This is a genomic window from Corynebacterium sp. HMSC076D02 (genome assembly GCF_001813815.1).
Taxonomy (GTDB): Bacteria; Actinomycetota; Actinomycetes; order Mycobacteriales; family Mycobacteriaceae; genus Corynebacterium; species Corynebacterium simulans.
In genome coordinates, this window is the sequence record NZ_KV814047.1 from 100,088 (window position 1) to 111,324 (window position 11,237).

Here is an 11,237-nt window from a genome sequence, read left to right on the forward strand (position 1 = left end):
GATGTGAGTGCTTCGAAGTCATTGGGGGCTAGAAAGTTGCACCAGGAGTGCTGTCTGCGGGTGTTGTAGCGCATGCACCACCGGAAGACTTCTTGGCGACTGATGTCGAAGTGGTCGAGTTCAAGTTCAACGTGTAACGCGAGGCGTTAATGACGTTTCGCGTTATTGGGGGTAGGTTGAAGAGCGCTGTCTCTAACTCCGGTTTTCGTTCGGCCTCGGTCCATTCCGCTACCTCGTGTGAAGAATCTGCAAGCGGTATCAGGCCGTTGAACTATTAGGTTCACCCACAGTTCCCGTGCCTGCACGCATCGAGAAGGACCAGGCGGTGAACTCGAATGACTCGCCTGGTCCAACGTGTGTGTGCGCTCGGCGCGTGGTTCAACCCTTATAAGACTTGCCGGTCACAGCCTCAGCGTTTCGCTCGTGCAGCCCGCAGGCCGTTCAAGATCACGATGACTTCGGCGACTTCGTGTACCAACACGACGGCGGCCAGGCCCAGTACACCGCTGATCGCCAGTGGCATCAACACGATGATGATGGCCAGAGACAGCACGATGTTTTGGTTGATGATCCTGCTGCCTCGGCGGGCGTGCTGCAGCGCCTGCGGGATCAGCCGGAGGTCGTGGCCGGTGAAGGCGACGTCAGCGGACTCGATCGCGGCGTCAGAGCCGGTTGCTCCCATCGCAATGCCCACCGTTGCGCCCGCCAGTGCCGGCGCGTCGTTGATGCCGTCGCCGATCATCGCCGTCGGCGTCTTGGAGGAGAGTTCGGCGACGATGCTTGCCTTGTCCTCCGGTCGCAGCTCGGCGCGCACGTCGTCGATTCCAGCGATTTCAGCCAGCGCCCGGGCGGTGCGAGTGTTATCGCCGGTGAGCATGCTCACTTCCACGTCGTTGTCGTGCAGGGATTGCACGGCATCGGGCACCTCGGGCCGCAACTCGTCGCGCACCCCGATCGCCCCGGCGAGAGCGTCATCGACGGTGACTAGGACGCAGGTCTGGCCTTCGGACTCCATACGCTCAACGTCCGCCTTCAGTGGCCCGGCGTCGATCCATCGGGGGCTGCCGACCAGCACCCGTCGGCCTTCGACGGTGCCGCCGATGCCATGACCGGCTTCCTCGCTGATATCCAAGGCGGTGGGCGCTTCGGGCTCCGCTGCCACGATCGCCGCGGCGAGGGGGTGCGTCGATTGCTGCTCAACCGCCGCCGCGAAGGAAAGCACCTGCGCCCGATCGAATCCGTCTGCCGGGACCACTCCGGTAACCTCGGGCTGGTTGCGAGTAAGGGTTCCGGTCTTGTCTACCGCTAGGTGACGGATGCCGCCGAGTCGCTCGAACGCCGCGCCGGACTTGATGACTACTCCGAACTGGCTGGCCGCGCCGATCGCGGCCACGACCGTCAGCGGCACGGAGATTGCCAGCGCGCACGGCGACGCTGCGACCAGGACCACCAGCGCACGGGTGATCCACGTCTCGGGGTCGCCCAGCAGCGAGCCAATCACACCGACCAGCACCGCCAGGATCATCACCCCGGGCACTAGGGGTCGGGCAATCCGGTCGGCGATCCGGGCGCGGTCACCCTTCTCCGCCTGCGCCTGCTCGACGAGATCGACGAGTGTGGTCAGCGAGTTGTCCGTTCCAGCTGCGGTCGTCTCGACCTCCAGCACACCGGCGGAGTTGATCGCTCCCGCTGGTACCTCGTCGCCGGGCGCAACCTCCTCCGGAATGGATTCTCCGGTGATCGCTGAGGTGTCAAGGCTGGAGCGTCCGGACCGAATGATGCCGTCCGTGGCGATCCGCTCCCCGGGGCGTACGACCATTAGCTCGCCAACCACGAGGTCCTTCGCTGCGACCTCGGCCGTCGTACCGTCGCGCAGCACGGTCGCGGTTTGCGGTACCAGCTTCAACAGTGCCCGCAGTCCGCCTTGGGCCCGGTCCATCGCCTTGTCTTCAAGCGCCTCGGCGATCGAGTACAGGAACGCCAGCGCCGCGGCCTCTCCGACGAAACCAAGGATCACCGCGCCGACCGCGCTGATCGTCATAAGCAAGCCAATGCCGAGCTTGCGCTTCGTGACAAGGTTCCGGATCGCTCCAGGTGCGAACGTATAAGCGCCCAGCAGCAGGCCAAGCCAATACAGTACCGTTGCGGGCGTCTCCAAGTCGGACCAGTCCAGCGCCAGTCCTGTAATGAGGGCTACACCGGAGAAGATCGGTAGCAGTAGCTCGGGGTCTTTCCACCATGGCCGATCGAGCTCTTCGAACTCCGTGGCGGGTTCGTGTTCGCATCCACATGCTGAACTCATGCGTCCGTTCCTTTCTCGCCGCAGCCGGGCACCGAGCACTCAGTGTCGATGCAGGGGGCATTCTCATCGACGGCCAGTGTCGCGTTGACCAGCGCTTCGAGCGCCGCCGCGAGGTGCGGATCGGCAATTTCGTAGCGGGTCTTACGGCCCTCCGGCTCAGCGACGACGATGCCGCAATCGCGTAGGCAGGACAGGTGGTTCGAGACGTTCGAGCGCGTCAGATCCAAGCTTTGCGAAATCTCGGCCGGGTAGCCCGGACCGTCGAGTAGGGTCATCAGGATTCGGGAACGCGTCGGATCAGCCATGGCCCGGCCGAGCCGGTTCATGACGTCGAGGCGTGAAGCAATAGTCAGCATGTACTGAACAATACAACGTGCGCTGAACTATTCAAAATGCACTGAACTGACGGTTGCGCGAAGGTCCGGCGACCTGCAGGAATTAGTCGATGGGATAGAAGATGACTGATCCTTTGTGGTTCGGCTGCCACCCAACGCGGGAGCGACGTGGGCGGCGAGGTGATCAGAATCTTCACGTTGACGTCTACGCCATCCCGCAAAACCTTTACGTGTTTCCATGCGCCCATATGTTCTCTGTGTGCTGACGTAATTGCAGTTTTCTGATTGTTGCAGGCTAACGAGAAAGTAACTTTGCAACAACATACCGTGGAGTTCAAATTTAACGTGTAGCGTTATTGATGCTTCGCGTTATGGGGGATAGGGTGAAGCATGATCCAGTCGTTCGCTGACAAGGACACTGAGCGTCTGTGGAAGCTGCGCCAGCTTGGGTACGCGCAGACTCTTGATGAGTTACGGATTCCCCGGGAAACCGGCTCGAGGCGTTGAAAGGTGATCAGCGGGGTAAGTTCAGCATTTGAATCAACGACCAGTGGCGGATCTGTTTTCGGTGGTCCGCCGCGGGGCCAGAGGAGGTTGAGATCGTTGACTACCACTGACAAGCTCCCTCCGGTTCACCCCGGTGAGATCCTCATGGAGGACTTCCTCAAAGGAATGGGGATCACCCAGCACAAGCTCGCCGTCTCCATCGGCGTTCTGCCCCGCCGGATCAACGAAATTGTTCACGGTAAGCGCGCTGTAACCGCTGACACGGCCCTTCGTCTAGCGAAGTTTTTCGAGATGAGCCCCCAGTTCTGGCTCGGGTTACAGGCTCAATATGACTTGGACGTGGCGGAAGACAAGACCCTCTCGGAAATCGAGCGGATTCACCCGGTCCAAGCTGTCTCAGCGTAGCGGTTACCCGAACCAGGTCCGTCAGCGTGAGGATATGCACGCGGATGGTTCGAACTAGGGAATTTGGGGCCGCCGTCGCGTGGACTTGAGTTCCGAGCGCCGCTTTTTCGCTTCGAGACGGCGTCGCACCGAGCTCCGCGTCGGCTTGGTCCTGCGCCGCGGGGGTGGAGGCGGAGCGAGCGCCTCGCGCAAGAGGGCGGCCATGCGTTCGCGTGCCTCGGCGCGGTTGCGGGCCTGCGAGCGCTGCGTCGACGCGCTCACGGTGAGCACTGTGCCGTCTAGGCGGTGTTCGAGGTTGTGGAGGGCGCGGCGACGCTGGGCGTCGGAAAGCGATGAGCACGTAGCGATATCGACGGAAAGCTGCACTTTGCTGTCCGTAGTATTGACGCCTTGGCCGCCTGGTCCCGACGACTTCGCGAACCGCTCCGTCAGGTCGGCGGCGACGATGACCAGACCCCCGGGGATCCCTGGGCCAGGCGCGATGGTCAGGTCGTTCATACCGCCCAGCTTAGTTAGAGTTGTTTCCGGATCAGACCCGCCGTGCGAGATCAGGGTAGTGTACGACCACTCCGTCACCGTCGACCTCCAACTCGACGTCGACTCCCCGTGTTCCGCTTTTGTATCGGACAGTTTCAGCATCGACGGAGCTGTAGTACTGGTCTGATGCGATCACCTGGAGGGACGGCATATCAATCCAAGCCATGATCAGCTGCGTTTTCGGAACCTGAGTCTCAAGCAGCGTCAAGCGACGAATAGGCATTGTGTTGGTGAGAGGGCACAGACCGAGATCGCAATCGAGTGCGGCTTTCAGGTCGGCTGACTGGACGATACCGGGGGAGGGCAGATCTTCAGGCTGGGCGCCCTTTTCATTGGTTTCCGCCGACCACACGCCTTGCTCGGACCTAAACAGCTCGAGGCTTCGCCCCCATCCGTCGCCTTCAACGTTCACCGACACACGTTCGGTCACCCAGTTCTCCGCGGCGCGCAGCTCCCACGTGGCCTCGTATCCATCGCCGTATTGCACTCCGGAAGCGGTCAAACCGGCTCCTAAAAAATGAACTGCGGCCTCGTTCCGGATGAGAGGAGTCTCGACATGCTCCCACTTATACGTGCGCTCCATGGTGAGGATTTTACAACGCTCGATGGTGCGAAAAGGCAGGTAGCTTTCGATTTGGACCGCGTACCGAGGAGGAGGCTTACCGGCAGAATGGTGTATTCAGTAAGTCCGCGACGCAGAAGAATCCCATGAATGAGAGCACGGCCCACACGGCCGTTGCCATCTGAAAATGGGTGAATCGTTTCGAATTGAGCGTGAGCAATCGCGGCTTGGATGAGAGCACCGTGCTAAGCGCCATCTAGGTAAAGGCACAGGTCTTCAACGAGGTCACGGACTAGGCGTGGGGGTGCTGGGATGAACTCGGCACCAATAGGTGTGTGGTTACCTCCTCCGATCCAGTTTTGAATAGTGTGAAGTCCAGTGGGAATAGAACCCTTCTCCCCCATCAACTCTCTTTGAAGCTTTTCAAGAAGCTCGATGGAGATTGTCGGTTCGGTGGCAAAGCTCTGCTCGATGGAACGCAGAACGGTAAGGTTACGGGCAACCTCTTCCGCGCCTTCCTTAAGCCGCGGACTTCTTCTACTTGGGCGAGTTCCGCGAGGATAACCTTATCGACGTTGGGTGCAATACCCTCAATGCGTGAGGAAGAAATAGCTTCAGAACGCATGAGCAGGCGGGCCACAGACTCCAACTGGCCTGAAGCCGCATGGCGGTTGAGCCCCAAAATGTCTCGCTCGATACGCGCTGCCCGGCTGGTGAGTTCTGGGGAAAAGTCCACGCCTTACTAGCAAGATGGTCAGGGACATAGACCTAAAAAGGGCCTCCGGCCTTATCGCGCCGGGGAGTGCCGGAGCCTGATTCGGGGATCCAGCTCTCGGTAACGTAGTGAGGCTTGTAGAGGCTATCCATTCGTCAGACAGCAAATGAGTGGTTGGATAACTCTTATCCAACCACTCATTGCGGTTTATGTGCTAGATAAAGCTTAAACATACGGGGTTTCAGGGCCATAATTTGGCCTCAATGAGAATGTCAATGACACCTCAATGGGAAGATCAATGAGAACTCTTGTCATTGAAGAGGAATGAAGTTAGCATTGAGCCGTCATTGTTAACATTGAGGGCGGGTATTCATCGTGAACAATTGGTCCGAGAATCAGCTGAGAGAGCTATTGGCTGAGCTTGAGTTGCGCGGCGGTGATTCAACAACAGTCGAGGTCAAAACCGCTCAAGGGGGCATTCCGGACTCTCTACCGCAGACATTGTGCGCGTTCGCAAACATGCCGAGTGGCGGCCTTATCATTCTCGGTGTCAATGAGAAGGAAGGATTCATTGTCACTGGCATTGAGAATCCTTCGGAGATGGAGGCTGCTCTGGCCTCGCAGGCGCGTCATGCCATCACCCCTCCAGTCACAGTGCATACCGACAGTGTGGCAATAGATGGCACGCATGTCGTGATTGCGGAGGTTACGGGTCTTCCGATTATTGATAAGCCTGCTATCTACAGGGGAGAAGCGTATCTTCGAATGGCTGATGGGGACTACCGTATGAGTGCCTCGGAGCTGCGCATGATGGACGTGGCAAAGCTGCATGCCGAAGAGGCAGTGTCCTATGACACGACGATTGTGGAAGGCACGAGCCTTGCAGACCTAGATAGCGACGTGGTGCAAGATTTCTTGGTTCAGGCGCGGAAAAAGAATCGGCGACTATCGGGACTTACTCAAGATGAGGACGTCTTACGGGCGCTAGCGGTGACGACCGCGACTGGAGAGCTGACCCTTGCTGGCCTGTATGCGCTGGGTTTCTATCCCCAAGGACATTTTCCCTCCTTAGCAGTAACGGTGGCGCAAAGGCTACCAAATGGTTCGAAGCACGGGCGAGTGCTGGGGTTGGAGACCTTTGAGGGGCCCGTTCCGGTGCTGTTGAACTCGGTAATGGGATGGGTAAGGCAACGTTTAGCCGCCGTACGGCGATATCGAGAGGACGGATCAATGGTGGAAGTTCCTGAACTTCCCCTTCCGGCCATTCGAGAGGCCGTGGCTAATGCATTGGTGCACCGTGATCTTGGGCCAAATACGTTGGGTGCGGGTAAATCGATTGATGTCCGCCTACTACCGGACAAGATGGTTATCTCCAGTCCAGGAGGCCTACGGGATCTGACGGTTGAACAGCTCAAGTCGAGAGATCTGGCGCGCCAGGAGATTAACCAGCGGCTCTATAGACTGTGCCGATATCTCAAAGCAGACGATGGCTCTTTTGTTATTGAGGGCGAAGGCGGCGGCGTGCAGCTCATGCTGGATGCCGCGCGAGAGCAAGGACTACCGGAGCCTGACCTGATAGATTCTGGCGTGCAATTTACGGTGAAGATGTGGCGGCCGGACACTCGTGGAGAGGCCCGTATCTGGGAGCCACTACGCAAGGAGGAATCAGGCACCGGCCCGGAACGACGAGTGGATGCACCAGTGACCTTGGAACGCCTGGGTGTTAACGCCCCGCGCGTAGCGGAGGCGCTGCGTACGGCGGCACAACCGCTGTCTATCGGCGAAATAGAAACAGCCACAAACCTTACTCGAGCGCAGGTCCGATATGCGCTGAAGTCACTGGTGAAGGCACGATTCGTGCGTATGGATGGCACGCGCGGTTCACAAGCGACAACCTATGAATGGCTAGCTAACCGCGGGGCTGCAGGCGCTTGACCAGCTGATCGTGGTGGACTGCGGCAAGGCAGCCGGCGTCGACGACGCGCCGGGCTAGCTCCTTGTCCCCCATCTTGGCGGCAAAGGCCATGCCCATGGTGATGTCATGGTCGGGGCGGCCGATGAGCGTAATCTCATCGCCAGAAGTGATGCGGCCAGGCTCGATGATGCGCAGGTAGGAACCGCAATCGCCACGCTCAGTGAAGGACTTGAGCCAGCCGGGCTCGTCCATCCAGCCGGAGAAGGTGGCGCAGGGCGTGCGCGGAATGGAGACCTCGAGCACGCACTCCCCCACCTGAATCTGCTGGTTGATCAGCATATTCGGCCAGGAGATCCCCTCGGTGGTGAGGTTCTCCCCGAAGTAGCCATCACGCAGCACGCGGTTGAGCGTGCCCTCCCAGTAGTCGAGCTCCTCGCGGGCATAAGCGTAGACGGCCTTCTCGGCACCGCCGTGGTGGGCGTGGTCACCGATGGAATCCCCCACCACGCCGGAGCCGTCACCGTAGTTGGGCCCAGGTATCTCCAGGTCCAGGAAGGGGCGTGGCTGCTTATCGATGCCCGTGTACTCGTGCCGCCCGTGCGGCTCCGGGCGGCGGACAGCGACGTTCGTGGAGATAACCTTCATGCTCACCCATTGTGGCACACCTCACGCGCTTACACGTCGCGATCGCGGAAGAGAGCTTCGGCCGTCACGAGGTCGTAGAAGAACAGGCGCGGGGCGAGCGGCATGACGTCGGCAAGCATGGGCATGTCCTCCTTCAGCAGGGCGTTTTCCGGGATGGCGCCGTGCGCCACCGCGCGGGAAGCCAGCGCGAAGGCGTAGGAGATATACGGCATCCACGCGGCAGCGTTGAGCTCGTCTGCGGTGTTGCCGCTGCCAAAGGCGCTCAGCGCGATGAGCGTGTGGCTCACGGACATGTCCACGCCGGCTTCCTGAACAATCGAGGTCAGGGCCGTTGCATCCTTGCGCAGCTTCTCCACGGTGCCCAGGGCATCGAGCGGGCCGTTGTTGGCAAAGCATTCGCGCAGCGCGACGATGCGGGCGGCCTCGCTGGTGAGGTCATCTACTTCAGGCGAGGGGCTCGGTGTGGTGGCGGCCGCGAGCAGCATCGGGCGCGTCAGGCTGTCGACGCCCGAGGTGCGCGCTGTGGCGAGCTTTTCCGGCAGTGCGGCATCGGACGCGACGGCGCCCAAAAGGCCCGGGTAGTTATCCGTTGCTGGGTTATCGCTGGCGACGTCCATGTGGAACAAACGGGTGCGCACCAGGGAGCGAGCCTGCTGGTTAACGCTCACACCAGATTGGCCCAGTGCCTGCACGGCTGCGGCTGGGTCGAGGCGCAGATTGTCGATGATGCTGTCGAACATCGCCTGTAGGCGCGGGTTCGGGCTGCGCTGCGAGAGCACGTGCAGGGAACGGAAAGCGTCCCAGAGCTCGAGCGGGGTCCACTCCTTTGAGGCCAAGGCCGGCTCGGCGTCGTCGGTGCCCACGACGAGTGAGGCGCTCGACGGGCGCGCCGGGGCGGCGAGGTTGGAGGAAGCCTGTAGCTCGCGGACGTCGACAAGCAAAGTGCCCTCGAGCTCAGGAGCTTCGAAACCGGCCTCGTTTGGCTCAAGGCGGGTTGGGGCAACGGTTGGGTTAGCCAAAGGCCACGCCCATCCCACGAGGTCAACGGGTTCTTCGAGGTTCTGCTCTATCTCGATGCCCTCCCCAATCAGGCCGCGGCTGGCCAATGGGGACTTGCGGACGGTAGCCAGCGCAGCATAGATGAGGCTCGAGGAAGCCGATGCCTCGTACTCCAGCACGCGGCGCTCCATGCTGCGGCTCAGGTGCGCGGCGCGCTCCTTCTCAGGCAGCTCGGCGAGGTAATCCTCGTAGGACAGCGTGGACCACATGAGGAACAGCTCGCAAGAAGCCTGCTTGCGCACGGCGCTGACCAAAGCGCCATTCGGCACGGACAGGTTGCGCACCGGCTGGGTGGTGCGGGAGGTACGCGCGAGCTCCTTGATCTTTTGGCGGGAGTCGATGGTGACGAACTTCGCCAGCGGTAGCGGGCGCGGGGAATGGACGCTGAACTGGGCGTCCTGGTCCAGTTGACCTGCGAGGATGACCGGCTTTTCGTAGTGGATGGTCGGCTCCAAGCCGATGCGTTTGACGCGGGTGAAAAGGGCCTCCGGGATGACGTCGAATTCCAGCTCGTAGCCGGCCTCGCTGGCCACTACCTCGCGGCGGGAGACCTCCGTCTCCTGGAAAGTGCGCGCCTTCTTATCCAGCACGATGGGCTTCTTCGGCGGCGAGGCGAGCAGGTAACCAAACGCGGAGTGCTTGCCCAAAGCATCGATGAAGCGGAAGTCGGTACCGCGCGGGCCCTCGTTCTTTGCACGCATGTGCAGGCCCTCGGCCATGGAGATAAAGCGGACGTCGACAAGCGTGTCCTCGTGGTACAGCGAGACCTCGTAGCGGCCGACCCACGGATCCTCGTAGAGATCGGAGGGGAACGCCTCTGCTATTCCGGTGCCGAGGGTTTGCTCGGAGATCTCTTCCTGCTCGCCGTCGACAGGCGCATAGACCAAATCGAGGCGCCACTCCCCTTCTTGGTGCAGCGTTACCTTCGGCGACTGCGTATAAATCGGCTCGCCGTCCAGGCCCTGCGCATTGGGCAAGGTCTTTACGGAAAAGTCCCATTCAAAGAACACTTGCTTATCGATGTCCACCGGCTCGCGCTGTGGCACCTCTACGCGCTGTGGCAGTGGACCAAACTCCCAGCCCGCCCAGATAGCTAGCGGCGTGGCATCCTCCAAGGTGCCCTGTGGGGCGAGCAGCGTGGACTGATCGTGGATGATAAACGGCGCATCGCTGCTGATGCCGGTGAAGTTAAACTCCGGCGCGAGTGGTTCCTCGCCGTCCATGAGGGTTACCTGGATGGACTTGAAGGGGCCAGGAATGCCCACGCGCAGACGCTCGCCGGCTTCGAAGACGCGGATGGAGTGTGGGCGATCGATGAAGTGGGATTCGACGCGCCACTGCGGTTGTTCCAGCTCGTGCTCCATGAGGTCTGGCAGCGCGATATCCAGGATGCGAGTCTTTGGGTCAAGGCTTAGGCGAGGGGCCTGTTCGAGATAAGAGGACTGGTCAATTGCCGTGGTTTCCAAGCACAGAGTCTCCGCATTCATTTGCCCCATAATAGGACAATTTGCAGCGTGTTGGTAGTGCGCTGGTAGCGGGCTGTGGCGGCTTGCGTGAGGGCTGTTTGCGGTGGTGAGGATGCTCGGTGTCCTAGGTTTAGGACGGATGTCCAACTGTTAGGACAATCCCACGACGATGCGCAAGGCCATGACGATGTTGGGCTATGAACTGCACAGTGAGCGCGCCGCCTGGGCTTCGAATCCGTGATTGGGTACTGAGCGTGCGCTTTATCGTTTCACGCGGCGACTGCCGGACCTCGTCTGGAATACAACCGCGCTGGAGGGAAATACCTTTACGTTGCCGGAGGAGCGCACGCTTCTCGATGGCGTAACTGTCGGCGGAAAGGACCTGGCTGAGCAGCAACAGATTTTGGATTTGTCGGCTGCTTTCAACACGGTCTATGAGTTGGTAGAAGCCGAGGACTTTGACGTTAGTGCTGACACTAGTAACCGCGTTCATGCGGTGGTCGCGTGGCACGAAGCGCTTGATGTCCGGCTGTTTCGTGGTGATGGTTCAGTAACTAGTGACGGTGGTGGGGTGCACCTCATGAACGGTAGATTTGTTGAGTTTGATCCAGCTACGGAGCTGCATGCTGCACACGCTGAGTTGCTCGACTCCCTGGCGTTGCTTGATGCCCCAATTGAACGTGGACTGGCCTACTTCTGCTTTGCCACACATAGCCAATTCTACTTCGACGGCAGTAAGCGAACAGCCCGGCTTATGAAGCGTCCTGGGTTTAGTTCCTACCTCAGCTA

The 11,237-nt window shown here is 60.3% G+C and carries 10 protein-coding genes and 1 pseudogene; 4 read left to right on the forward strand and 7 right to left on the reverse strand.

Translation table 11 applies throughout. The features are described 5' to 3' along the window. Window positions 1-409 precede the first annotated feature (409 nt). Together HMPREF2935_RS07125 and HMPREF2935_RS07130 are read right to left on the reverse strand one after the other, a co-directional pair. Entirely contained in the window at window positions 410-2,302 is a 1,893-nt protein-coding gene (locus HMPREF2935_RS07125; protein WP_070732569.1) for a heavy metal translocating P-type ATPase, read from the reverse strand. Beyond that, window positions 2,299-2,658 (reverse strand): Cd(II)/Pb(II)-sensing metalloregulatory transcriptional regulator CmtR, encoded by a 360-nt coding sequence (locus HMPREF2935_RS07130; RefSeq protein WP_005530797.1) that lies wholly within the window; start codon window positions 2,656-2,658, stop codon window positions 2,299-2,301. Before HMPREF2935_RS07130 ends, HMPREF2935_RS07125 begins: the two co-directional genes overlap by 4 nt. A 369-nt stretch (window positions 2,659-3,027) precedes the next feature. Between HMPREF2935_RS07130 and HMPREF2935_RS07135 the strand changes: the two are divergent. Both HMPREF2935_RS07135 and HMPREF2935_RS07140 read left to right on the forward strand, forming a co-directional pair. Next, a pseudogene (locus HMPREF2935_RS07135) lies at window positions 3,028-3,254 on the forward strand (type II toxin-antitoxin system RelE/ParE family toxin). Continuing rightward, window positions 3,241-3,549: a HigA family addiction module antitoxin gene (locus HMPREF2935_RS07140; RefSeq protein ID WP_083306076.1), complete on the forward strand. Its 309-nt coding sequence runs from the start codon at window positions 3,241-3,243 to the stop codon at window positions 3,547-3,549. The pseudogene HMPREF2935_RS07135 and the gene HMPREF2935_RS07140 overlap by 14 nt, the downstream one beginning before the upstream one ends. 54 nt (window positions 3,550-3,603) lie before the next feature. On the opposite strand, the gene arfB is transcribed toward HMPREF2935_RS07140, so the two are convergent. From arfB to HMPREF2935_RS13750, 3 genes are read right to left on the reverse strand one after another with little or no spacing between them, the layout of a single operon-like run. After that, window positions 3,604-4,047, reverse strand: a complete 444-nt coding sequence (gene arfB / locus HMPREF2935_RS07145) for an alternative ribosome rescue aminoacyl-tRNA hydrolase ArfB (RefSeq protein WP_070732571.1) — start codon at window positions 4,045-4,047, stop codon at window positions 3,604-3,606. Window positions 4,048-4,078: 31 nt separating this feature from the next. Continuing rightward, window positions 4,079-4,669 (reverse strand): putative glycolipid-binding domain-containing protein, encoded by a 591-nt coding sequence (locus HMPREF2935_RS07150; RefSeq protein ID WP_210400730.1) that lies wholly within the window; start codon window positions 4,667-4,669, stop codon window positions 4,079-4,081. Continuing rightward, window positions 4,597-4,881, reverse strand: a complete 285-nt coding sequence (locus tag HMPREF2935_RS13750) for a Fic family protein (protein WP_371326235.1) — start codon at window positions 4,879-4,881, stop codon at window positions 4,597-4,599. The genes HMPREF2935_RS07150 and HMPREF2935_RS13750 overlap by 73 nt, the downstream gene beginning before the upstream one ends. An 857-nt stretch (window positions 4,882-5,738) precedes the next feature. On the opposite strand from HMPREF2935_RS13750, the gene HMPREF2935_RS07155 reads away from it, so the two are divergent. After that, window positions 5,739-7,298 carry an ATP-binding protein gene (locus HMPREF2935_RS07155; protein ID WP_062036601.1) on the forward strand — a complete coding sequence of 520 codons (1,560 nt, stop codon included), beginning with the start codon at window positions 5,739-5,741 and terminating at the stop codon, window positions 7,296-7,298. On the opposite strand, the gene HMPREF2935_RS07160 is transcribed toward HMPREF2935_RS07155, so the two are convergent. Both HMPREF2935_RS07160 and HMPREF2935_RS07165 read right to left on the reverse strand, forming a co-directional pair. Further along, on the reverse strand, window positions 7,273-7,923 hold the full coding sequence (locus tag HMPREF2935_RS07160) for an MOSC domain-containing protein (RefSeq protein ID WP_062036603.1): 651 nt from the start codon (window positions 7,921-7,923) through the stop codon (window positions 7,273-7,275). The genes HMPREF2935_RS07155 and HMPREF2935_RS07160 overlap by 26 nt on opposite strands. 29 nt (window positions 7,924-7,952) lie before the next feature. Next, complete coding sequence (locus HMPREF2935_RS07165) at window positions 7,953-10,469, reverse strand: hypothetical protein (protein ID WP_246817795.1); 2,517 nt, start codon at window positions 10,467-10,469, stop codon at window positions 7,953-7,955. 220 nt (window positions 10,470-10,689) lie between these two features. Between HMPREF2935_RS07165 and HMPREF2935_RS07170 the strand changes: the two genes are divergently transcribed. Further along, window positions 10,690-11,237 (forward strand): Fic family protein (locus HMPREF2935_RS07170; protein ID WP_141756028.1); only part of this gene is annotated, 548 nt, incomplete at its 3' end.

What these genes read in the sequence shown, in the direction of transcription:
- HMPREF2935_RS07160 (WP_062036603.1), bottom strand. Translation starts at nt 7,923, where the DNA reads ATGAAGGTTATCTCCACGAACGTCGCTGTCCGCCGCCCGGAGCCGCAC.
- HMPREF2935_RS07130 (WP_005530797.1), bottom strand. Translation starts at nt 2,658, where the DNA reads ATGCTGACTATTGCTTCACGCCTCGACGTCATGAACCGGCTCGGCCGG.
- arfB (WP_070732571.1), bottom strand. Translation starts at nt 4,047, where the DNA reads ATGAACGACCTGACCATCGCGCCTGGCCCAGGGATCCCCGGGGGTCTG.
- HMPREF2935_RS07150 (WP_210400730.1), bottom strand. Translation starts at nt 4,669, where the DNA reads ATGGAGCGCACGTATAAGTGGGAGCATGTCGAGACTCCTCTCATCCGG.
- HMPREF2935_RS07165 (WP_246817795.1), bottom strand. Translation starts at nt 10,469, where the DNA reads ATGAATGCGGAGACTCTGTGCTTGGAAACCACGGCAATTGACCAGTCC.
- HMPREF2935_RS07125 (WP_070732569.1), bottom strand. Translation starts at nt 2,302, where the DNA reads ATGAGTTCAGCATGTGGATGCGAACACGAACCCGCCACGGAGTTCGAA.